Genomic DNA, 24,153 nt, shown 5'->3' with positions numbered 1-24,153 from the left:
GTAAGAACCGACGCCGGGCAGCGATTCCGGCGTCTGCTATTTCTGGAGGACCGATGAGCCTGCCTGCTGCTTTTCTGAGCGACGCCGCACAACTGATCCCGAAAGATCGTCGCTTCGACGATCCACTTTCCACCCTCGCCTTCGGCACCGACGCCAGTTTTTACCGACTGATCCCACAGGTGGTGATCCGCGTTGAATCGGAAGACGAAGTAGTGGCCCTGCTGCAACTGGCCCAGCGCGACCGCGTGCCGGTGACCTTTCGCGCGGCGGGCACCAGCCTCTCCGGGCAGGCCATCAGCGACTCGGTGTTGATCGTGCTGGGGGACAATTGGAACGGCCGCGAGATTCGCGGCCAAGGCACGCAAATCCGCCTGCAACCCGGCGTGATCGGCGCCCAGGCCAATGCGTGGCTCGCGCCGTTCGGGCGCAAGATCGGGCCGGACCCGGCCTCGATCAATGCCTGCAAGATCGGGGGCATCGTGGCCAACAATGCGAGTGGCATGTGCTGTGGCACGGCGCAGAACACCTATCACACCCTGGCGGGCATCCGCCTGGTACTGGCCGACGGCAGCCGCCTGGACACAGAGGACCCGGCCAGTGTTTCGGCCTTTCGCCAGCGTCACGGCGACCTGCTCGAACGCCTGGCAACACTGGGCCGCGAAACGCGGGCCAACGCCGAACTGGCTGCAAAAATCCGCCACAAATACCGTCTGAAAAATACCACAGGGTTGTCACTCAACGCCCTGGTGGATTTCGACGAGCCGCTGGATATCCTCAGCCACCTGCTGGTGGGCTCCGAGGGCACCCTGGGTTTTATCAGCGCAGTGACCTACGACACGGTGATCGATCACCCGAACAAAGCCTCGGCCCTGATCGTGTTCCCTGATGTGGAAACCTGCTGCAACGCAGTGACCGTACTCAAAACCCAACCCGTTTCAGCGGTTGAACTGCTGGACCGGCGCAGCATGCGCTCGGTGCAGGACAAACCCGGAATGCCAGCTTTCGTACAACAGCTGTCGGAAAATGCCTGCGCCCTGCTGATCGAATCCCGCGCCGCCTCACCCTCACTGTTGCACGAGCAACTGGCGCTGATCATGGCGTCCCTCGCCAGCTTCCCGGTGGAAAAACAGGTCGACTTCACGGAAGACCCGGTGGAAAACGCCCGCCTCTGGGCGATCCGCAAAGACACCTTCCCCGCCGTGGGCGCCGTGCGTAAAACCGGCACCACCGTGATCATCGAAGACGTGACCTTCCCGGTGGAACAACTGGCCATCGGCGTAAACCGCCTCATCGAGCTGTTCGATAAACATCACTACGACGAAGCGATCCTTTTCGGACATGCCCTTGAGGGCAATCTGCACTTCGTGTTCACCCAAGGCTTCAACAGTGCAGAGGAAGTCGCACGCTACCAGGCGTTCATGGACGACGTTGCCCAGTTGGTCGCCGTCGAATTTGGCGGTTCGCTGAAGGCCGAGCACGGCACCGGTCGCAACATGGCGCCCTTCGTCGAACTGGAATGGGGCAGCGATGCCTACCAGTTGATGTGGCAGCTCAAGCGCCTGCTCGACCCCAACGGTATTCTCAACCCGGACGTGGTACTCAGCGAAGACCCGCAAATCCACCTCAAACACCTCAAGCCGCTGCCCGCCGCCGACGAGCTGGTGGATAAGTGCATCGAGTGCGGCTTCTGCGAACCGGTTTGCCCGTCGAAAGGATTCACCCTCAGCCCGCGCCAGCGCATTGTGATCTGGCGCGATATACAGGCCAGAAAACGCGCCGGCGTCGACACCACTGAACTGGAAGCGGCCTATCAATACCAAGGCATCGACACCTGCGCGGCCACCGGGCTTTGCGCCCAACGCTGCCCGGTAGGAATCAATACCGGCGACCTGGTGAAAAAGCTGCGCAGCCGCGACGCCGACCGTACGAAAACCGCCGAATGGCTGTCGACGCATTTCGCCACCGCCTTGCAAGGCGCGCGCTTCACGCTGCACGTAGCCAACGGTGCGCGCATGCTGCTGGGCGCCCCACGGCTGGCAAAGCTCTCGGCCACGGTGACCAGGCTGTCCAAGGGGCAAATCCCCCAGTGGACCAACGCCATGCCGCAGCCGGAAAAAGCCATTCGCTTCAGCCCCGCCGTGAACGATGAGCGACCACGAGTGGTGTACCTCGCCGCCTGCGTATCACGCGCAATGGGCCCGGCAGCCGGTGACAAGGAACAGATGTCGCTGTACGACAAAACCCGCGGCCTGCTGGAAAAAGCCGGTTACCAGGTCGTCTTTCCCGACAACCAGGACAACCTCTGCTGCGGCCAACCTTTTGCGTCCAAAGGTTACGCCGAACAAGCCGAACACAAACGCCAGGAACTGATCGGCGCCCTGCTCCACGCCAGCCGCGGCGGCCTCGACCCGATCTACTGCGACACCAGCCCGTGCACCCTGCGCCTGGTGCAGGACCTGGCCGAAACCCGCCTCGACCTCTACGACCCGGTGCGTTTTATCCGCACCCACCTGATGGACCGCCTCGACTTCACCCCCCAGGAAGCCCCGATCGCCGTGCACGTCACCTGCAGCACCCAACACCTGGGAGAAAGCCAGGCGTTGATCGACCTGGCCAGGCGTTGCAGCAAAACCGTGGTGATCCCTGAAGGCATTCACTGCTGTGGTTTTGCCGGCGACAAGGGCTTCACCACGCCGGAGCTGAATGCCCACTCACTGCGCAGCCTGAAGGACGCCGTGCAGCATTGCAGCGAAGGCATCTCCACCAGCCGCACGTGTGAGATTGGTCTGACGCAACATGGCGGCATTGATTACCACGGCCTGGTGTACTTGGTGGATCGGGTTACCCAGGCGCGCGCCCACTAACGCCGCCCTGTTTGGGTGCAAAAAGCCAATGATTCAGGGGTTTTTCGACTAATCCAGCGACAAAACAGAACCCCTGCGCGCTGGCGTAGTCATCTGCATAGGCCTCGACAAACGAGGCTCATCAGTGACCTCGCTGGCTGCACGGAAAACCGGCAGCATCGAGCCCTATTTGCACAAGGAGATACCCATGAAGCGTTCCGCTCTTGCTGGTTTGTTCATTACCGCTGCGATGCTGGCCTCCCCCGCGTTTGCAGCCGGAACAAAAGACGATCTGTGCCAAATCAACCTGGACAAAATCAACAACGGTAAAGCGTTGCTCGCCACCGACACCAGCGGCAAATCCGGCGAAATCGACACCGCCGTTTCCCAGGCCAAAGCGGCCCATGCGGCAGGCGATGACAAGAAATGCATCGAGATCACCTCCAAGGCCCTGCAAAGCCTGCAAGACACGGACAAAGGCGGCAATCAGTAACCCGCTGATTGCCCAAGGCCAACCTTCGGGTTGGCCTTCTGTGACCGATTGACGTACACTGCACAGGCTTGTCACTCACCAAGAAACAACGAGTTACAAGCACGGGGCCGTTTAGGATTCGACGCCGGTTGCGAAACTTTAGGTGCATGCCGAGTTGGTAACAGAACTCGTAAATCCACTGTTGCAACTTCTTATAGTTGCCAATGACGAAACCTACGGGGAATACGCTCTCGCTGCGTAAGCAGCCTTAGCCCTTCCCTCCTGGTACCTTCGGGTCCAGCAATCATCAGGGGATGTCTGTAAACCCAAAGTGATTGTCATATAGAACAGAATCGCCGTGCAGTACGTTGTGGACGAAGCGGCTAAAACTTACACAACTCGCCCAAAGCACCCTGCCCTTCGGGTCGCTGAGGGTTAACTTAATAGAAACGGCTACGCATGTAGTACCGACAGCGGAGTACTGGCGGACGGGGGTTCAAATCCCCCCGGCTCCACCAAATACGAAGTGTCACCAAAACCCGCCTTGTGCGGGTTTTGTTGTTTCTGGGGTCCTGAAAACACGCCGCCGAATGGCCCTTCGGATTTTTCCTGCAAGACGTCGCGCCCCGCATGAACTGGCGCGAGTCATCCCACGAAGTTAGCCTTCCCTGGTTGCTGCTCATCAGCAACCGGCTTTGACAGGCCGAAAAGTGTAACCTTTCACTCCCCTTGATAAGTCGGCATGCTTCGCGCATTCCGCCTCGTTCATGGCGGCTGTGCGTGGGGCATCTTCGGGTGCGCCGGGTTCCTACACTTCCGGTCTGTCAACCCGCGTACAGCTGCCACCCACACCTGTTTGACAGCAGGGGATGGCAGCTCCCGTCACCAGTGTAGGAGCGTCACCATGAAAAAGATCACTCCCAATCCTCCATGCTCGAGCCAATCTGGCGCGGATATCTTCTGTATCGCCCAAGACGTCGACCCCGAGACTCTTCTAGTACAGGCCTGCGAAACCCTCGCCTCGCTAAACTCGCTTACTACTGATCTGGCTTTCGAGTCCGATGGATCCTTTCGCCATAAGCTTCTGGCCACCCAGCAACTGAGCGTTTTGGGAGAGTTGCTGGTGACGCGTGCACTGGACATCCTTGTGCCAACGGCTGATTCAGAAGCTGCTGGTAGGACGGCCTCCAAACACTAAAAGAGCCATCCTGCGGGGACATACCAAAAAGTCAAAAAAGGTGAGCGGTTATTTTCCTCAAGAATAAATCCGCCACCTTTTTCCGACGATCTAAACTCCTCTTACCTACAGCTTCAGCCAACATAATCTGATCTTCCCCCGTGCCACTATCAAACAAGGTACATTTACGCCCATCGAGCACGATCAGCAGTGCCGGAATGGAGCGACCAGGCCGGTTTGAAAGGGAATTGGGGTTATGGACAAAAAGTCGCTTTCCGAGCGGGACATCTGCAGCAAGTACATCGTACCAGCCGTTCAGCAAGCTGGATGGGACATGCACAAGCAGGTACGCGAGGAAGTCAGCTTTACCAAAGGCCGCATTATCGTCCGGGGCAAACTGCACAGCCGCGGCGAAGCACGCCGCGCGGACTTCATCCTCTACCATCAGGCCAACCTGCCTATCGCTGTAATCGAGGCAAAGGACAACAAGCACTCAATTGGCTCCGGCATGCAGCAAGCTCTGGGCTATGCAGAGGCGCTGGACGTGCCGTTCGTATTTTCCAGCAATGGCGATGGTTTCCTGTTTCATGACCGCAGTGGCACAGGAAGCCAGGTAGAAACCCAACTCACCCTCGATCAATTCCCCAGCCCCACCGAACTCTGGCAGCGCTACTGCCAGTGGAAGGGACTGGATACAAGAGCCCAACACAAGATAGAAGCGCCCTACTACGACGACGGCTCCGGGCGCATGCCGCGCTATTACCAGATGAACGCCATCAACCGCACCGTCGAAGCCGTAGCGCGTGGCCAAGACCGTATCTTACTAGTGATGGCCACGGGGACCGGCAAGACCTACACCGCCTTCCAAATCATCTGGCGACTATGGAAGTCGAAACAGAAGAAACGCATCCTGTTTCTGGCCGACCGCAACATCCTGGTCGACCAGACCAAAAACAACGACTTCAAGCCCTTCGGCCAGGCGATGACCAAAATTGCCAAACGCCAGATCGATACCTCCTATGAGATCTACCTGTCGCTCTATCAGGCCGTCACCGGCACTGATGAAGAGATGAACATCTACAAGCAGTTCTCCCGCGACTTCTTCGACCTGATCGTGATCGACGAATGCCATCGTGGCAGCGCCTCGGAGGATTCAGCCTGGCGTGAAATCCTCGACTACTTCTCCAGCGCCACCCATGTCGGCCTTACCGCCACACCGAAGGAGACCAAAGAGGTATCCAGCATCACCTACTTCGGTGAACCGATTTACAGCTACACCTTGAAGCAAGGCATCGAAGACGGTTTTCTCGCCCCTTACAAAGTGGTGCGCATCGACTTCGACAAAGACCTGCAAGGCTGGCGCCCCCCCAAAGGCATGCTCGATAAAAATGGCGAGCTGATCGAAGACCGCATCTACAACCTCAAGGATATGGACCGCACCCTGGTGATCGAGGCGCGCACCCAACTGGTGGCGCAGAAGGTTACCGAACTCCTCAAAGCCACCGATCCGTTTCAGAAAACCATCGTCTTCTGCGACGACATCAACCACGCCGAGCGCATGCGCCAGGCCCTAGTCAACCTCAATCCCGAGCGTGTGGCCGAGAATCGCAAATACGTCATGCGTATCACCGGCGATGACCAGGAAGGCAAGGCCGAACTGGATAACTTCATCAACCCGGAAGAGCGCTACCCGGTGATTGCCACCACCAGCAAGCTGATGACCACCGGCGTCGATGCTCAGACCTGCAAACTGATCGTGCTCGACCAGCACATCAAATCGATGACCGAGTTCAAGCAAATCATAGGTCGAGGTACTCGCATCAACGAGGACTACGGCAAGTACTGGTTCACCATCATGGATTTCAAAAAGGCCACCGAGCTGTTTGCCGACCCCGCCTTCGACGGCGACCCGGTGGTGATCTACGCCCCGGAAGGCGATGACTCCCCCGTACCGCCGGATGACCCGCTTGCCGATGAAGATGGCATCAGCGCAGGCAACGATAGCGAAGGCGATGACCTGGATTTTACCGGCGAAGATGAGGGCAAAAAACGCATCAAGTACATCATCGACAACGTCCCGATTTATGTCATCGCCGAGCGTGTGCAGTATTACGGCCCGGATGGCCGACTGATCACCGAATCGCTGCACGACTACACCCGCGCCTGCGTGCAAAAGCAGTTCGCCTCATTAGATGACTTCCTTCGGCGTTGGAGTGATTCCGAGCAAAAGAAAGTCATCATCGAGGAGATGGCCGTCCAGGGCGTGATGTGGGAAGCCTTGGCGGAGGAAGTGGAAAAGAAACAGGGCAAGCCTCTCGATCCGTTTGACCTAATCTGCCACGTCGCCTTCGAGCAGCCTGCCCTATCACGCCGCGAGCGAGCCGAGCAGGTGAAAAAGCGCAACTATTTCGCCAAATACTCAGGCGCAGCCCGCCTGGTGCTGGAAGCGTTACTAGATAAATACGCCGATACCGGGATCGAGCATATCGAGGACATCAAAATCCTTCAGCTCGATCCTTTTAGCCAGTTCGGAGCTCCCATCGAGCTGGTCAAAGCCTTTGGCGGCAAGGCTGGCTACAACAAAGCTATCCACGAACTGGAAGACGAGCTTTACGCAAGCTAAGGGCTACTCTCCGACGACATGCCAAAGCAGCAGTCCACACTATCCGGTAGAATTTCGCCCCCCTTGCGGTACGCGTTGAGAGAACTTCATGTCCATTAGCTCCACCATCAAGTCCATCCAAGACATCATGCGCAAAGACGTTGGCGTAGACGGCGACGCCCAGCGTATCGGCCAGCTGGTTTGGCTGCTGTTCCTGAAGATCTTCGATGACCGCGAGTTGGAATGGGAGCTAATGGACGACAATTACCGCTCGCCTATTCCCGATAGTTGCCGCTGGCGTACCTGGGCCGCCGATCCGGAAGGCATGACCGGTGATGCGCTCAAGGGCTTTATCGACAACAACCTGTTCCCCCAGTTGCAGAACCTGAATGAATATAGCGACACACCTTCGGCCTATGTGGTACGCAGCGTGTTTGAAGACGCCTACAACTACATGAAGTCCGGGCAACTGCTGCGCCAGGTAATCAACAAGATTCAGGAAGGCGTGGACTTCAACAAGGCCCAGGAGCGCCATGAGTTCGGCAACCTCTACGAGCAACTGCTGCGCGACCTACAGAACGCAGGAAACGCTGGCGAGTTCTACACCCCGCGCCCTGTTACCGAGTTTATGGTGCGTATGGTCGATCCGAAGTTGGACGAAAAGGTTATGGACCCGGCCTGCGGCACCGGTGGCTTTCTCACCTGCGCCATCGAACACAAACGCAGCCGCTATGTAAAAACCGCCGAAGACGAACGCACCCTGCAGGCCAGCATTTTCGGCGTGGAGAAGAAGCCGCTGCCGCACCTGCTGGCGACCACGAACATGATCCTGCACGGCATCGAGGTGCCCAACCAGATCCGCCACGACAACACCCTTGGCAAACCGCTGATCAGCTGGGGGCCTAGCGAACGCGTGCACTGCATCGTCGCCAACCCGCCATTCGGCGGTATAGAAGAGGACGGCATCGAAACCAACTTCCCCGCAGCCTTTCGCACCCGTGAAACCGCCGACCTGTTTCTGGTACTTATCATGCAGCTACTTAAGGACGGTGGCCGCGCCGCCGTGGTACTGCCCGATGGCTTCCTATTTGGCGAAGGCATTAAAAGTCGTATCAAGGAAAAGCTGCTAACCGAGTGTAACCTGCACACCATCGTTCGCCTGCCCAACGGCGTGTTCAACCCATACACCGGCATCAAAACCAACCTACTGTTCTTCACCAAAGGCACACCCACCAAACAGGTGTGGTTCTACGAGCACCAGTACCCGACTGGAGTGAAGAACTACTCCAAGACCCGGCCCATGCGCATCGAAGAATTCGCCGTGGAACAAGACTGGTGGGGCAGTGAGGCCGATGGCTTTGCCGCACGGGTGGAAAACGAATTCGCCTGGCAGGTCAGCATCGAAGAGCTGCAAGCGCGCCACTGGAGCCTGGACTGCAAAAACCCGCATATCCGCGAACAGATCAGTCACGACCCGGACGAGCTGCTGCATAACTACGCCAGCCTGCAGGACGAAATCAGCGACCTGCGCGACCAGCTTAAAGCAGTGCTGGCCGAAGCCCTAGAGCGTCAGGTATGACGGCCTTTCTCACCGACAACCTGCCACTGCTGGCCTGTGCGCCCAATGGCGTCAAGAAGCTGCGCGAGCTGATTCTGCAGCTGGCAGTACGCGGCAAGTTGGTGCCGCAAGATCCCAGTGATGAGCCGGCCAGTGAGCTGCTAAAGCATATTGCTGAGGAAAAGGCACGGTTGCTGGCTGAGGGGAAGCTCAAGAAGCAGAAGCCGCTGGAGGAGACTTCCCCTAGGGAAATACCGTATGACGTGCCAGCGAACTGGGCGTGGGCTCGCCTCGGCGAAATCACCAACTTTGGCACCACAACCAAAAAAGACGAAATCCCAGACGACGCTTGGGTACTCGATCTTGAGGACATTGAAAAAGACACTTCAAGGCTTTTGCAGAAGGCTCGCTTTTACGAGCGCAACTCTCTTAGTGAAAAGAACAGTTTCACGAAAGGCGATGTGCTTTACGGGAAGCTCCGTCCATATCTCAATAAGGTGCTAGTAGCTGAGGACGACGGGTTCTGCACAACCGAGATTCTCCCGTTCAGATGCTACGGCCCTTTTGTCGCGCACTATTTCATAATCGCACTGAAAAGCCCGTACTTCCTTAGCTATGTAAATGCTAAAAGCTACGGTATGAAAATGCCTAGGCTAGGAACCGAAGACGGTAGGCAGGCCTTTTTCCCGCTTCCTCCACTCGCCGAACAACACCGCATTGTCGCCAAAGTCAATGAACTAATGGCCCTCTGCGACCGTCTGGAAGCCCAGCAGGCCGACGCCGAAAGCGCCCACGCCCAACTGGTGCAGGCGCTGCTCGACAGCCTGACCCAAGCCCGCGACGCCAGCGACTTCGCCTCCAACTGGCAGCGCCTGGCCGACCACTTCCACACCTTGTTTACCTCCGAATCCAGCATCGACGCCCTCAAGCAAACCCTGTTGCAACTGGCCGTGAAGGGTAAATTAGCCCCGCAAGATCCCATTAATGAGCCTGCCAGCATACTTTTAGATCGAATATTAGCAACTAAAAATCGTTTGATCGAAAGCGGTGTATTTAAAAGGGATAAAGCTCTGCCTTCTATCTCAGATGATGAGAAAAAGTTTTCGCTACCTACTGGTTGGGAGTGGGTTCGGCTACAATCGGCAATTGATGTAAGAGATGGGACTCACGATTCGCCGAAGCCTGCAATGGGCTTGGATACATACCCCTTGGTTACTAGCAAGGATTTTTATAAGGGCAGGATTAACTTTGAAAGCGCCAAAAGAATCTGTAAAGCCGACTACATTGAGATTGCAAAGCGCTCTTGCGTGGAGCGTTTTGACATCCTCTTTTCAATGATAGGAGGCAATATTGGCAATCAAGTCATAGTGGATACCGATGCTAAATTTGCCATCAAGAATGTTGCCCTATTCAAGTACTACGACAAAGAACTTACCCTTCCTTTTTTCGTTAAATTAATTAGCGAAAATATTGCTATTGATCTTCAGAAAGTAGCAATAGGCGGTGCACAACCGTTTGTAGGCTTGGGTGTCCTTAGAAAGCTTGTAATTGCGCTACCTCCAATAGCCGAGCAACACCGCATCGTCGTCAAAGTCGATCAGCTAATGGCCCTCTGTGACCAACTGAAGACCCGACTAACCCAGGTCCGTAAACTGAACGAACAGTTGGGCAGCACCTTGATCGAACGGGCCATTGCCGAAGATGGCCAACGATCCCCCATTGCCACGGATCGGCAAGCAGCCCGCACCCTGCTCGCCGCACAGATCACTCATCAGCTACATAGCCAACGCACCTTCGGCCAACGCAAGCTGCAGAAAGTGATTTACTTGGCCGAACACACCGCCGGACTCACTGCTATCCAAGGTAACTACCTGCGCGACGCCGCTGGCCCCCACGATCGCCAGTTGATGAATAAGGTCGAAGGCGAGATGCAAGACCATCAGTGGTATGAGCGCATCGAGCGCGAGACTGTTGGCCATGCTTACCGCCCACTTTCCCAAGCAGGACAGCATCGGCAGGCGTATAGCAGCACCTGGTCGGCCGCTGAGCGCGCCACCATTGAGCAGGTCATCGAGCTAATGCGGGACTGGGATACGGACCGTTGTGAAATGACTGTGACGCTCTATGCCGCCTGGAACGACTTTATTCTCGAAGGCCGCCCGGTTTCCGATGACGCCATCGTGGACGAAGTCATGCATAGCTGGAACGACACCAAGCTGCGCTTTGGCAAAACCGAATGGTTGGCGGTACTCGCAGAGATGAAAAAGCACAAAATCCTAATGCCTACCGGCTTTGGCAAGCGCACCAAGGGCGGCATGCTCAGCCTGCCCGGATTCGAGTAAACAGATGACCCTTTTGCCCATCCTTTGTAAGATATAGAAACGAAGCATATTGCTCATTCCAGCTTCTCTCGGTATTCCAAAGAAATTTACAAACCAACATTAATAAATTAAATCAAATACCTAAAAACTCAGTTCAACTTACCCCGGCCCACCAAACACGAAGCCCCACCAAAACCCGCCTCGTGCGGGCTTTGTCGTTTCTGGCCTCCCGAAAACACACCCCCGAATGAACCTTCGGATTTTTCCCGCAAGACATCACGCCCTTGATGAACTGGTACTCATCAATCGACACGACTAGCCTTGAAACGTCGCTGCAAAATCAGCGACCGGGTTTAGCAGCTCGGTTAATATCAAGGCATGCAATGCCACCATCCGTTCAAGCGAAGCATCTTGCGCCCGCTTGCTCACGTTATGGCGGCTGTGCGTGGGGCACTTTCGAGTGCGCTGGGTTCCTTGATTCCTGGTCTGCTAACCCGCGCACAGTCGCCACCCTTTTCGTTTAGCAGCGATGTCTGGCGACTCCACCAATCAAGGAGTTGCAGTCATGAAAAAGCACAGCCCCAATCCTCCAGTCCCGAGTCAATCCGGCACGGATATCTTCTGTATCGCCCAAAACATCGACCCCGAAACCCTGCTTGTACAAGCCTGCGAAACCCTAGCCTCGCTTAACGCGATCACTACTGATCTAGCTTTCGAGTTTGATGGAGCGCTGCGCCATAAACTTCTCGCCACCCAACAACTGAGCGTCTTGGGTGAGTTACTGGTGACGCGCGCACTGGACATTCTTGTGCCAACGGCAGACTCGAAAACTCAGGGAAGTACAGCTTCCCAGTACTAAAAACAGCGATCCAACTCGCAAGCGCCACACATTGAGAAAAGGGTGAGCGGGCTATTTTCTTGAAAATATATCCGTCACCTTTTTCTATTGCGGATGGTTGTGATACTTCTCCATCCCATGCCAAGTACAGCCCCACCTGAAAACACCTCTATCAGACAACCGGAAGTCCGATACCCCATGCTCAAGCCCTCTCTATTCCTGGCCCTCGCCGCCCTGTCCACCCTCGCCAACGCCGACCTCGCAGGCGTCTGGCAGGGCACACTCGGCAAGACGCCAATCACCGCCTGCTTCAACGCCTCGCCCAATACAGGCGGCAGTTACTACTACCAGCGCTTCCTGACACCCATTCAACTCACTCAGGAAACACCCGATGCTCCCTGGGCCGAGGAAGGCAACAGCGGTGTCTGGCAATTGGAGGCGCCACAGGGCGATTCCCTGAAAGGCACCTGGCGCAAAACCATGGGCAGCAATCCTCTGCCCCTGGCATTGCAGCGCGTGGCAACGCCGCCCGAAGGTTGCGCCAGCGATGCGTACAACGCGCCCATGGAGGCCGCGCCTCTACCGGTCAAGACGCAGAAGCAGTCCTTCGTCGGGCACAGCTACCAGATAAAGACCCAAGGCGCCCAGGTGACGCTCAAGCTTGAGGGCGACAGCCCGGCGATTCAGAAGGTCAACCGGCAGTTGGCGAGCCTGGCCGTCAACGCCGATGATCAATCCGATTACTTCAGCGAACGACGCGAATACCTGGGACGCAACGGCGCGGCCTATACCAGCGAAATCAGCGTCGAACCCACTTACTGGTCATCCCAGTGGATCACTGTCAGGTTTTACCGATGGGCTGCCGGCACCGGCGCCCGGGGCATCAGTTGGGGGCTGCATTCCTGGAACCTGCAAACCGGCGAAAGCGTTGACCCATGGACCTGGCTCGGCGGCCACCAGGAATGGTATGACGCCTACTCCGGCCATTTGAAACTGCCCGCCAAATTCAGCGCCTGGCTGGAGAAGCAAACCACCACCGATGAAGGCTGCCCGGCGGTCACTCGTTACTCGACGTTCGACCTGAGCTTCGACACCCAAGGCATGAAGCTATCCACGCCCGCCAATGGCGACGGTTGCGACAATGACCTGAGTTTCACCTGGGAGCAGTTGGAACCTGTTTTGTCGGCCAAGGGTAAAGCCGCACTTGCCAGCTTGAAGACGCCTTGAATGCATGACCAGCACACGATGGTCCAGACACTGATCAGCAGCCCCCCCTTCGCAGGCACTTGCTGACTGCATAGCATCAACCCGGCAGCAGTCCTCAACTTCTAACGGTAGGAGGTTGTTGTACAACAACCTGCGAAAGCCCAGGATCAACATCAAGATTCCCCGCTACCGGGATTATTGAACCGTCGCTTTGTTGGCTCGCAATGTGTACTTCTTCAACCCACCATTCAGGGCAAGACGTTACGGGGGTACCTGTAACGTCTCGAATAATTCGTACGATATCGAAAGAGCGCAGCCCGTCGACATGCTCGCTGAGGCTTCCCGTGGTGTTAGCCCACATCGGGTCGATGACAAAATCAATTCCCTTCGTCCTCGCCAGCTTTGCGGCGGGCACAAAGTCAGAATCACCCGCCACCAAAACGATAACGTCGACAAGCTTATCCAGAGCGAGCGTCGTGATATCCATCCCTAGCTTGGTATCGACCGTTTTCTGCTCGATGCTGTAATGGAAATCTTCGTTGGATAAGGTGTCCCAGGTCTTTTCGCCCCTTAACAAAGCCTTGAGGGAATGGGAGTTCAGTTGCCACTCCCCACTCTTTGCAAGCTCTCCGAGACGAAGCGCGGTTTTTCGACTCGCGCGCAGCTGATCGTGTAGATCCCTACGCAACTGGTAGGGAGGGTGCGCTTTGAAATTCATGTGTCCTGGTGTTTTATTCCCAGACGGGATGATCGGCAGGCGTACCTGATTTGAAGGCGGAGGGCAGTCGTAATAATAAATTCGATACAGCTCCCGCCTGGCAGATCGCTCATCCTCAACGTGGAGCCTCACCAACTTCCTGATTATCTGGGTCAGGTGCTCAGCAGTGAGACCATGTCCGCTACCAAAATATTTTCTAGCGAAAAACAGCACTCGCTGAAAGAAGAAGCCACCATCAAAGAGAATGGCTGTTCGCTTCATTCGTTTCCCCCGGGCACAAAAAAGCCCAGGACTGCTGGGCAGGTTCTAACGAATGCCTGCGCGCTGTACTGAGCTGTTGGGCGATTTTGATGAACGGCGGCAGGAGAGTCAAGCGCGCAATATTGACCATCATTCATGAGAAGCTCACAAGGAGTTACGGGCCTGAAACCCTACTTGAAAGCAGCCAGCCGATGGCTAGCCGGCATACGATTTTCAGTGCACTTCAGACATTTCACTCAAGCGGTGTAGCTTAACCACTTCAGACAAACGGAAGCCCGATGCTTACCTCTCTCCAAGCTCTCATCAGTGGTGATACGCAACGCTGGCACCTGCTTCACGTCGTCCGCGCCCTCGCCCTCCCCGACTGCTGGATCGGCGCCGGCTTCGTACGCAACGCCGTGTGGGATCACCTGCACGGTCGCCCCCTGTCACCACTGACCGGCGATGTCGACGTACTGTGGTTCGACGCCACCTGCACCAACCCCGACGAAGACCGCCGTCTCGAAGCCCTGTTACGCGCAGCAGAACCCGCCATCGACTGGTCAGTCAAAAACCAGGCCCGCATGCACCTGCGAAACGGCGATGCGCCCTATCGCAACGCCAGCGATGCAATGCGCTACTGGCCCGAGACGGCCACCGCAGTCGCCGTCAGAAGAACCGCAGAAGACCTGTGCGAAGTATCAGCCCCTCTCGGCCTGGACGACCTGTTCAACCTCCAACTCAAACCCACACACCGCTTCGTCCAAGAAAAACACGCCATTTACCAGCAGCGCATCACCTCCAAACGCTGGCTCACCCACTGGCCGCTGCTGAAACAACTCTGACCCAACAAAAACCTCACATTCATTCACGAATTATTAAGAATCGCCCTCGTATACTCACCGATTGCCCGGGCCGTTCCCCCGAACGGTCCCCTGCCCCGGTAGCCAGAATCCATGACGCGTTCCGCTCCTCTGCTGCTCCTGCTTGCTGCGCTGTTGTTCTTCTTTGCCCTTGGCAATCACGAGCTGCAAGGCTCGACCGAGGCCCGTGTGGCCGGGATCGCCATGGCCATGCACCTGGATAACGACTGGGTGGTGCCGCGATTGTTTCGTGAACCGTTCCTGGAGAAACCGCCGCTGAGCCTGTGGCTCGACGCCGGGGCGATTCGGCTGTTCGGCGGCACCACCTGGGCGGTGCGCCTGGCGTCGGCGTTTGCCGGGCTGTTCAGTGTGATGCTGCTGTACGGGATGCTGCGCAAGTTTGGCCGGCCCAAGACCCTGGCGTTTGTCGCGGCGCTGATGCTGGCGACCATGGCCAGTTACTGGAGCAATGTGCGCGGCGTGGGTGAAGATTCGCTACTCACCCTCGGTATCACCATGGCCTTGCTTGCGTTCTATCAGGCCAACCGCCCCGAGTCGGAGCGCGACAGTTCCAACCTGGGCACCTGGTTGCTGTTCACCCTGGGGATGGTGATCGCTACCTTGAGCAAAGGTGTGCTGGGCCTGGCCATGCCGGGCATCGTGATCTTCGTCTATCTGGCCAGCACCAGCTTGATGGATAAACGATTCAAGCTGGGGGACTGGATCAAACCCGGGCTGTTCACGCTGCTGGCGCTGGTGCCGCTGATGATCTGGCTGGGTTTCCTGTACCAGCGCGACGGCCTTCAGGCGGTACGTGAAGTGCTACTGACCAACAGCGTCGGGCGCTTCAGCGGCTCGTTTGTCGAAGCCGGCCACTACGAGCCATTCTATTACTACATCGTCAAATTGCCCGAAGCGTTTTTGCCGTGGAACATCCTGGTGTACCTGGGACTGTGGCACTTCCGCAAAAGCCTGGTGCGTAACCGCTACCGGCTGTTTTTCAGCGTGTGGCTGGTGGCGCAATTCACCTTGCTGACGCTCGCCTCCAGCAAGCGCACGGTGTACCTGATGGCGCTGACACCCGCCGCCGCCGTACTGGCCGCCGAGTATGGCGGCGTGTTGCTGGGCTGGCTGAAAAGTCGCGGGCAGGTCTCCAACGTTGCCGAACACGTCTATGCACATCGCCGTGGCCTGGTGGGTGGTTTTTTCGCGGTGGTGGTTGCCTGCTACCTGATTGCCGCTTTCTGGTTCGCACCCAAGGCCGATGTGCGCCAGTCGTTTGTGCCGGTGATCAGCCAGGTCCAGGCAATGCAGGCGCAAGGCAAGGAAGTGGTGTTGTATCAGGCCAACGAGCGGATCGCCGGCGCCGGGGTGTTTTACATGCAGGGTTATCTGACGATCCTGCAAACGCCGGAGGAGCTCAAAAGCTACCTCGCGGCCAAGCCCGGCAATGTGGCGTTGGTGGACAATACAGACCGGCTGAACGTGCCGGTGACGGTGGTCAAGGAGATGGCGGTCAACCGTCAGCCGTACTATTTCGTCGAGCAGTAAGGCCTGTTACCACAGCGCCAGGTCGTACGTGAGGTAAACCCGGTAGTTGTCACGATCGCTCGCATAGGTCGAGCGATACGTGGCCTTGCGCAACTCGATGCCCACGCCTTTGAAGGTGCTGTCCTGGATCACGTAGCGCAGGTTGGTGTCGGACTCCCACTCACGGGCTTCGCGGCCCTTGAAGTCACCGTTCTGGCCCTTGTAGTAACGGGTCATGAAGGTCAGGCCCGGCAGGATGGCGGCAAAGTCGTAGTCATAGCGCAGCATCCAGGTTTGCTCACCGGCCTGGATGAATTTGCCGACGCCGGCGTTGCTGAAGGAGTACACCGTCGACACGCTGGCGTAGGGCAGCGCGGTATCGCCGGTGACTTTCTGATAGCCCACCCCCAGCGCCTGCGGCCCCAGCCGGTAGGTGAACAGCCCGCTGAACATGTCGCTGTCGACCTTGCCATTGCGTGCTTCGCCCGCTTCGTTGCTGATGAAGTAACGCAAGTCACTGGTGAGGCTGCCGGCACCCAATGGCTGCTTGTGCACCAGGCCGAAGAATTGCTGGCGATAGAATTCGCGCATTTCACCGTAGTACCAGGTGCCGCTCAGCTTCGGCGTGAAGGCATAGGTGGCGCCGGCGAAATCAAAGTCGCTGCCCTTTTTCCCGCTGTAGCCCTGGGGATAAATATCCACGCTGTCGGTCGAGTTTCGCAGCTTGAACTTGTCCAGATGCCCGGCGTGCACGTACAGGTTACGGATGCCGCTGTACTCCACTTGAGTGCCCTGGAACGTTTGCGGCAACAGCCGGCCGTCGTTGTACACCAGCACCGGAATTTTCGGCAGCAGCGTGCCGGTTTTCACCACGGCCTCACCGATGCGCATCTTTGCGGTGACGCCCAGGCTTGAGAATTCGCTGGCCGCGCGGCCGTCGTCGTGCACGGGCAATAAGCCGGTGCCGGCATGGGCGCGGCTGGAGTCAAGCCGGATCCCCGACAGCCCCAACGCATCCAGGCCAAAACCCACCGTGCCCTCGGTATAGCCCGATTGCAGGTTGAGCAAAAAGCCCTGGGCCCACTCTTTGCGGTCCTCGCCGCCGTCGCGGTAACCGTCGTTGAAGTAGTAATTGCGCAAGGTCAATTTGCCGTGGGAGTCCTCCCAGAAACCCTGGGCCATCAATGCCGGTGACAGGCTTGCCAACAAGCCTGCACACACCATTCCTCCCCTCGTGAAAAGCTCACGCATAACCGTCTCCCGAATGCCGTATTGTGGTTTTTTATGGGCAGTTGCTGCCTGCGACAGGCTGGACGGCGTGTCGCATTGCGGCGGACACTAACGGCTGATCGAACCCCCGGCAACGTTATGCGAGAAGCGCATCAGGCTATGCGCAAAGCCCTCAAACCACAGGAACATCACGGTGAATCTCAAGCAGCTCGAAGCCTTCAAGGCGATCATGTCCACCGGCTCGACCATCGGTGCGGCGACCCGCATGGGCCTGTCGCAATCGGCCGTCAGCCGGTTGTTGAGCCAGCTGGAGGAGGCCTTGGGTTTCGCGTTGTTCCTGCGCAAAAAGGGCCGCTTGATGGCCACCCCGGAGGCTGAAGAACTGCTCACCGAAGTGGCCGGCCTGGTGGACGGCATGCAGCGTATCCAGCGCCTGGCGGATGAGATGCGCGTGGGCCGTTCGCGCAAGAGCCTGATCAAGGTCGGGGTGCCCACCAGCATGACCCAGGAGCTGCTGCCGAGGATCGTCGCCGAGTTTCTCAAGGGCCGTGAAGACATCGTCGTCGAGTTGCTGACCGGCTCCTACGACATGATCGAACGGGCCGTGCTCGACCGTTCCGCCGACCTCGGTTTTGTGCGCTTGCCCACCGAGATTCCCGACTTCGAGATTGAACCGGTGCTGGAAACCGAAGGCGTGTGCGTGATGCCGGCGGACCATCCGTTGGCCCGGCATGCCTGCATCGAAGTGCAACAATTGCGGGACGTGCCGCTGGTGATGCTGGGCCGGCAACGGGCGCTGCGGGCCGAGTTGAACCAGGTGTTTCGCGCGGCCAACCTGACGCCGCAGGTGCGGGTCGAAGTGCATTCGGTGGGCGCCGCGTGCAGCTTTGTCGCCGAGGGGTTGGGGGTATCGATCGTCAATGGCTTGCTGGCCAGTCACTTCATGCATTTGCCGATTGTGGTCCGCCCGTTTCGGCCGGCATTGCCCTATGCATTCGGCCTGGCGTTTCGTGCGAATGAGCCCCGATCCAAAGTGGTGACGGCGTTTGCCGAGCACCTCAAGCAGCGCCTGGCCGCACAAAACGCATAGCCCAACCCAGCCCGCGCATAACGTTGTCGCCGCGAAAACTTTGCCCTAGTGTCCGCTCCACAAGTGTCACCCGACACAACAATAACAGCGCACACCGGGGCAACCAGCATGACCGAACCGCAGATCGTCCGTACCCACTCGCCGACTGAAACGCCGGTGGAAAAACCCGCGCAACGCAAGCAGATCAACCCGGCGATCATTCTGTTGAGCATCGTGCTGCTGGCTGTCGCCTTCACCTACGCGGTGAACTCGGGCAAGTTCCAGCGCCAGAATGGCCTGGTGGTTCCCGGCTCCTACCAGGTGCTGGAGAAACACGATTCCCTCGGCCAACTGTTCTCCCTGGAACCGCGCAAGGCCGGCGATACAGTCGCCCGGCCGGTGTCACTGGTGGAAGGTTTCATGGCCATTCCCCAGGGCATCGAAAAACGCGCGGCGCTGATTTTCATGGTGCTGTTCATCGGCGGCATGTTCGGCGTACTGAACAAGGCCGGGGTGATCGACGCCGGTCTTGAGCGCCTGCTGGGGCTGACTCGGGGCAATATCTACGTGCTGGTGCCGAGCCTGATGCTGGTGTTTTCCGCCGGCAGCACCTTCATGGGCCTGGCCAAGGAATTCATCCTGATCGTGCCGTTGATGGTGGCCATGGCCAACCGCCTGGGGCTGTCGAACCTGATCGGGCTGGCCATCGTGACCATCTCGGTGAAGATCGGCTACCTGGCCTCCATCTCCAACCCGGTGGCGCTGTCCGTGGCACAACCGATGGTGGGGCTGCCGATTTTCAGCGGCTTGAGCATGCGCGTCCTGGCCTACTGCACGTTCCTGCTGGTGGGCATCGCATTCGTGTTGTGGAGCATCCGCAAGCACGGCTTTGATGCCGGCGCGCAGATCACCTTCGAACGCAAACCGCTGCCCCTGCGCCATCTGCTGAACCTGATCGTACTCGGTGCGGGCATTGGTTTCCTGGTGTACGCCTCCAACCGCTGGGAGTGGAAATACCACGAGCTGTCGGCGTTCTACCTGCTGCTGACCGTGGCCTTCAGCGTGATCGCCGGGCTCGGCGCCAGCACCGCCGCCAGCGCCTTTGTCGACGGCATGAAAAAGGTGCTGATTGCCGGCGTGTTGATCGGCCTGGCGACCGCCGTGGAAATCATCCTCAGCACCGGCCAGGTGCTCGACACCATCGTCAACAGCCTGGCCAACCTGGTGGGCGATCACGGCCCGGTGGTCTCGGCCTATGGCATGTTCTTCGCGCAATTGGGGCTGGATGTGCTGATCCCTTCCACCTCGGGCCAGGCGGCGGTGACCATGCCGATCTTCGGGCCGCTGGGGCAACTCTCCGGCGTCAGCCCGCAAACCACGGTGTTCGCGTTTTTGATGGGCAACGGCCTGACCAACATGATCACCCCGACCTCCAGCGGCCTGTTGGTATTGCTGGCCACCGCCAACGTCGGCTGGGGCCAGTGGGCGCGCTACATCCTGCCGCTGTTTCTGATTTATGCCGTGCTGGCGATGGTGCTGTTGGCCATTGCCGTAGGCACCGGGTACTGAACCAATGAGTGTTTTTTCCATGCAGACGCTGCACAACCAGATGATCGCCATGCGCGACGGCATCCACCTCGCCACCGACATCTACTTGCCCCAAGGTCCCGGCCCGTTTCCGGTGGTGATCGAACGCACGCCCTACGACAAAAGCAAACCGTCGCGCTCGGAAATACAGCTCGACGGCCAGCACATCTCCCGCGAGCAAATGGCCGCGCGGTTTACGGCCCAAGGCTTTGTCGCGATCTTCCAGGATTGCCGCGGGCGCTACGCCTCCGAAGGTGTGTTCACCAAATACACCGCCGAGGGCGAGGATGGGTTCGACACCCTGGCCTGGATCGTCGAACAGCCGTGGTGCAACGGCAAGATCGGCAGCATGGGCCTGTCCTACGCCGCCCACACCCAACTGGCGATGGCCTGTCTGCACCCGCCGGGCCTGCACAGCATGGTCCTGGACAGTGGCGGCTTCGCCAATGCCTACCAGTGCGGGATTCGCCAGGGCGGCGCACTGGAACTCAAACAGGCCACCTGGGCGTTTCGCCAGGCCAAGGAAAGCCCGGCGGCGCTGGCAGACCCGGCGATCCTCGAGGCCCTGGAACAGGAAGATATCCACCAGTGGTTCACGCGCATGCCCTGGCAAGCCGGGCACTCGCCTCTGCGGCATGTGCCGGAATATGAGGCGTATTTGCTGGAGCAATGGGCCCAGGGCGACTTCGGCCCGTATTGGCAGGCGCCGGGAATTTACGCCGAGGGGCATTACCAGGATTTGCCGGATATTCCGGTGCTGTTCATGTCCAGTTGGTATGACGCCTATGTCAGCTCGACCCTGGCCAACCATGCAGCTTTCAGCGCCGGCACCACTTCGGCACATCAATTGATCATGGGCCCGTGGCTCCACGGCGATCGCAATATCACCCACAGTGGTGAGGTTGAATTCGGCGCTATGGGCGCCTTCGACGGCCAGGTCGCCAGGGACTGGCTGAGCTGTCGCCTGGACTGGTTTGAGCGCGCCCTCAATGACACACCGCTGCCGGGCCCGGCATCGGTGAAGGTGTTTTTGATGGGCGGCGGCACGGGCGTGCGGGATCAACAGGGTCGCCTGCAACACGGCGGTCGCTGGATCGAAAGCAGCCAATGGCCGCTGCCGGGCAGCACCCAGATGACCTTGCACCTCACCGCGCAGCGGCGCCTGCAAAGTGAACCACCCAGCGCCGAGAGCCAGCTCAGCTACTGCGCCGACCCGGCCAACCCCGTGCCGACCGTCGGCGGTGCGCTGACCTCCGGTGCCCCCATTTTTGTCGGCGGCGCGTTCGACCAGCGCGAGCGGGCCGACTTCTTTGGTACCCGTGGCGACAATCGCCCCCTGGCCGAACGTGACGATGTCTTGAGCTTCCAGACCGAGCCCCTCACTCAGGACTTGATCGTCGCAGGCCCCGTGTGCATTGAGCTGTGGATCGACAGCGATGCACCCGATACTGATATCACCGCCAAACTGGTGGATGTCTACCCCGATGGTTTCGCCATGAATATCACCGACGGCATTCGTCGCGCCCGCTACCGTGACTCGTGGGAGCAACCGACATGGCTGACCCCGGGAAAGCCGGTCAAGGTAGTGATCGAACCCTTCGCCACCTGCAACCTGTTCCAGCGCGGTCATCGCCTGCGCCTGGACATTGCCGGCAGCAACTTTCCGCGGTTCGATGTCAACCCCAATAGCGGTGAAGCACCCGGCCAGGCGCAATACCCGAGGGTCGCGCGCAACACCGTGCACATGACACCGCGATATCCCTCGCGCATGGTGTTGACCGTGACCCCGTGCGCAGAGGCCAACTGACTACCGTTGGTCGCTCACGATCCATAAACCCAGCCGCCACGAAAAAACCGTTTCAGCTCTCGCCAGGCCTGCCGATACCCCCTGACTACCCATCGGCTGGTCGCTACTTCCAGCAACCGGATGTACCCGCAAATCTGTTCCTGGAGGAATGCGATGAATAGTTGGTTCGGCAACATCAGCGTCAATATGAAACTGGGCCTGGGCTTCGGCCTGGTCCTGGTGCTTACTTCGATCCTCGCGCTCACTGGCTGGACCAGCCTGGGCGGCCTGATCGACCGCAGCAACTGGATGAGCGACATTACCCAGCTCAATGCTTCGCTGACCAAACTGCGGATCGTGCGCCTGCAATATATGCTGGCCAACGGTGACGAAGGCGTGGCGCAAAACGTGCAGACCAACCTCGACAGTTTTTCGGCCCAGCAACAAAAGCTGCTGGACAGCTTCAAGAGCCCGGACAACCTCAAGCTGCTCAACGAGCAGAAAGCGATCATCACCGCCTACCAGCAATCCCTGAACAAAATGCGTGAGGCTTACCGCAACGGCAACGCCGCACGCCAGGTCATGGGTGACAAGGCGGACATCGCCAATGCGCAGATCGGTGCCCTGGATTCCAGCGTGCGGCAGATGCCCGACAGCGCTGAGCGCTTCACCCAGTTCCAGGCCGTGACCAGCGCCAAGGAACAATTCCAGCTGGCCCGCTACGAAGTGCGCGGCTACACCGGCAACGTCAACGCCGAGACTGAAGCCCGTGCGGCTGCGCAGATCGAGAAAGCCATCGACGGCTTGAAAGACCTGCACGCAGCCTTCGGCGCCAGCCAGCAGACCGCCCTGGGTTCACTGGAAACGGCCCTCGGTGCCTATCGCAGCGCGGTGCAGAACTACAAGGCAGCCAACGCCAACATCGTCTCGGCCCGGGCAGAAATGACCACCCAGGGCACCGACATCGTCACCATCAGCGACAAGCTGTATGACATCCAGCTGCAACGCCGCGACGCCGAAAGCGCACAGGCCCGCAGCCTGCAACTGATCAGCACGTTGCTGGCGTTACTGGTGGGCATCGTGGCGGCCGTGATCATCACCCGCCAGATTACCCGCCCACTGCGCGAGACCCTTGCCGTGGTGGAACGCATCGCTTCCGGCGACCTGAGCCACAACATCCAGGTCACGCGTCGCGACGAGCTCGGCGTTTTGCAACAAGGCATCCAGCGCATGGGCACAACCCTGCGTGAGCTGATCAGCGGCATCCGCGACGGCGTCACCCAGATCGCCAGCGCTGCCGAAGAGTTGTCGGCGGTCACCGAACAGACCAGCGCCGGGGTCAACAGCCAGAAGATCGAGACCGATCAAGTGGCCACCGCCATGCACGAGATGACCGCCACCGTGCAGGAAGTCGCGCGTAACGCCGAACAAGCTTCCCAGGCTGCCTCGGCCGCCGACGGTGAAGCCCGTGCCGGTGACAAGGTGGTGGCCGAAGCCATCGCCCAGATCGAACGCCTGGCTGCCGAAGTGGCCCGCTCCACCGACGCCATGACGCACCTGCAGCAAGAGAGCAACAAGATCGGCAGCGTGATGGACGTGATCAAGGCCGTGGCCGAGCAGACCAACCTGCTGGCACTCAACGCCGCCATCGAAGCCGCCCGTGCCGGTGAAGCCGGTCGCGGTTTTGCGGTGGTCGCCGATGAAGTCCGCGGGCTGGCCCAGCGCACCCAGAAATCCACCGAAGAAATCGAAGGCCTGGTGGCCGGTTTGCAGAACGGCACCCAGCAAGTGGCCGCCGTGATGAACAACAGCCGCAGCCTCACCGACAGCAGCGTCGAACTGACGCGCAAGGCCGGTGTGTCACTGGAAAACATCACCCGTACGGTGTCGAATATCCAGTCGATGAACCAGCAGATTGCCGCCGCTGCCGAACAGCAAAGTGCCGTGGCTGAAGAGATCAGCCGCAGTATTGTGAACGTGCGGGACGTGTCGGAGCAGACGGCTGCGGCCAGCGACGAGACAGCCAAGTCGAGTGTGGAGCTGGCACGATTGGGCGGGCAGTTGCAGCAGATGGTCAGCCACTTCCGGGTGTAAACCCACCTTCAACGCAAGC

Annotated in this window: 16 protein-coding genes, 1 other RNA gene and 1 pseudogene; 16 read left to right on the top strand and 2 right to left on the bottom strand. The window is 58.8% G+C overall.

The window, feature by feature from the left end; translation table 11 throughout:
• Positions 1-53 precede the first annotated feature (53 nt).
• From HX875_RS05145 to HX875_RS05105, 9 genes are all read left to right on the top strand, one after another.
• Positions 54-2,864, top strand: coding sequence for an FAD-binding and (Fe-S)-binding domain-containing protein (locus HX875_RS05145; RefSeq protein WP_177042190.1), 2,811 nt, complete (start codon positions 54-56; stop codon positions 2,862-2,864).
• Between the two features lie 187 nt (positions 2,865-3,051).
• Positions 3,052-3,336 (top strand): hypothetical protein, encoded by a 285-nt coding sequence (locus HX875_RS05140; RefSeq protein WP_003212250.1) that lies wholly within the window; start codon positions 3,052-3,054, stop codon positions 3,334-3,336.
• A gap of 103 nt (positions 3,337-3,439) precedes the next feature.
• Positions 3,440-3,833: a transfer-messenger RNA gene (ssrA, locus tag HX875_RS05135) on the top strand.
• Between the two features lie 386 nt (positions 3,834-4,219).
• Positions 4,220-4,513 (top strand): DUF6124 family protein, encoded by a 294-nt coding sequence (locus HX875_RS05130; protein ID WP_177042188.1) that lies wholly within the window; start codon positions 4,220-4,222, stop codon positions 4,511-4,513.
• Between the two features lie 235 nt (positions 4,514-4,748).
• Entirely contained in the window at positions 4,749-7,115 is a 2,367-nt protein-coding gene (gene hsdR, locus HX875_RS05125; RefSeq protein WP_177042186.1) for an EcoAI/FtnUII family type I restriction enzme subunit R, read from the top strand.
• A gap of 88 nt (positions 7,116-7,203) precedes the next feature.
• Positions 7,204-8,673 carry a type I restriction-modification system subunit M gene (locus tag HX875_RS05120; RefSeq protein ID WP_177042184.1) on the top strand — a complete coding sequence of 490 codons (1,470 nt, stop codon included), beginning with the start codon at positions 7,204-7,206 and terminating at the stop codon, positions 8,671-8,673.
• Entirely contained in the window at positions 8,670-10,994 is a 2,325-nt protein-coding gene (locus tag HX875_RS05115) for a restriction endonuclease subunit S (RefSeq protein WP_177042182.1), read from the top strand. Before HX875_RS05120 ends, HX875_RS05115 begins: the two co-directional genes overlap by 4 nt.
• A gap of 544 nt (positions 10,995-11,538) precedes the next feature.
• Positions 11,539-11,832, top strand: coding sequence for a DUF6124 family protein (locus HX875_RS05110; protein ID WP_177042180.1), 294 nt, complete (start codon positions 11,539-11,541; stop codon positions 11,830-11,832).
• A 177-nt stretch (positions 11,833-12,009) separates the two neighbouring features.
• Complete coding sequence (locus HX875_RS05105; RefSeq protein ID WP_177042178.1) at positions 12,010-13,038, top strand: hypothetical protein; 1,029 nt, start codon at positions 12,010-12,012, stop codon at positions 13,036-13,038.
• A gap of 94 nt (positions 13,039-13,132) precedes the next feature.
• On the opposite strand, the gene HX875_RS05100 is transcribed toward HX875_RS05105, so the two are convergent.
• Complete coding sequence (locus HX875_RS05100) at positions 13,133-13,996, bottom strand: NYN domain-containing protein (protein WP_177042177.1); 864 nt, start codon at positions 13,994-13,996, stop codon at positions 13,133-13,135.
• A gap of 278 nt (positions 13,997-14,274) precedes the next feature.
• On the opposite strand from HX875_RS05100, the gene HX875_RS05095 reads away from it, so the two are divergent.
• Both HX875_RS05095 and HX875_RS05090 read left to right on the top strand, forming a co-directional pair.
• A complete protein-coding gene (locus HX875_RS05095) occupies positions 14,275-14,820 on the top strand; it encodes a nucleotidyltransferase family protein (RefSeq protein WP_177042175.1) in 546 nt (181 codons plus the stop codon).
• Between the two features lie 111 nt (positions 14,821-14,931).
• Positions 14,932-16,389: an ArnT family glycosyltransferase gene (locus HX875_RS05090; RefSeq protein ID WP_177042173.1), complete on the top strand. Its 1,458-nt coding sequence runs from the start codon at positions 14,932-14,934 to the stop codon at positions 16,387-16,389.
• A gap of 6 nt (positions 16,390-16,395) precedes the next feature.
• Here HX875_RS05090 and HX875_RS05085 read toward each other — a convergent pair whose 3' ends face one another.
• Positions 16,396-17,619 (bottom strand): OprD family porin, encoded by a 1,224-nt coding sequence (locus tag HX875_RS05085; protein WP_256348034.1) that lies wholly within the window; start codon positions 17,617-17,619, stop codon positions 16,396-16,398.
• Positions 17,620-17,791: 172 nt separating this feature from the next.
• Between HX875_RS05085 and HX875_RS05080 the strand changes: the two genes are divergently transcribed.
• The 5 genes and pseudogenes from HX875_RS05080 to HX875_RS33065 all read left to right on the top strand — a co-directional run bounded on the left by HX875_RS05080 (position 17,792) and on the right by HX875_RS33065 (position 24,134).
• A complete protein-coding gene (locus HX875_RS05080) occupies positions 17,792-18,688 on the top strand; it encodes a LysR family transcriptional regulator (protein ID WP_177042171.1) in 897 nt (298 codons plus the stop codon).
• A gap of 108 nt (positions 18,689-18,796) precedes the next feature.
• Positions 18,797-20,236, top strand: coding sequence for a YfcC family protein (locus tag HX875_RS05075; protein WP_177042169.1), 1,440 nt, complete (start codon positions 18,797-18,799; stop codon positions 20,234-20,236).
• Between the two features lie 19 nt (positions 20,237-20,255).
• Positions 20,256-22,061 carry a CocE/NonD family hydrolase gene (locus tag HX875_RS05070; RefSeq protein ID WP_177042264.1) on the top strand — a complete coding sequence of 602 codons (1,806 nt, stop codon included), beginning with the start codon at positions 20,256-20,258 and terminating at the stop codon, positions 22,059-22,061.
• A 120-nt stretch (positions 22,062-22,181) separates the two neighbouring features.
• A pseudogene (locus HX875_RS33070) lies at positions 22,182-23,279 on the top strand (methyl-accepting chemotaxis protein); the annotation flags it as partial.
• Positions 23,271-24,134 (top strand): methyl-accepting chemotaxis protein, encoded by an 864-nt coding sequence (locus HX875_RS33065; protein WP_371132985.1) that lies wholly within the window; start codon positions 23,271-23,273, stop codon positions 24,132-24,134. The pseudogene HX875_RS33070 and the gene HX875_RS33065, both read left to right, overlap by 9 nt.
• Positions 24,135-24,153: the final 19 nt, after the last annotated feature.

It is taken from the genome of Pseudomonas yamanorum (assembly GCF_013386765.1).
Taxonomy (GTDB): Bacteria; Pseudomonadota; Gammaproteobacteria; order Pseudomonadales; family Pseudomonadaceae; genus Aquipseudomonas; species Aquipseudomonas yamanorum_A.
This window is presented reverse-complemented; position numbering and strand designations above follow the sequence as displayed.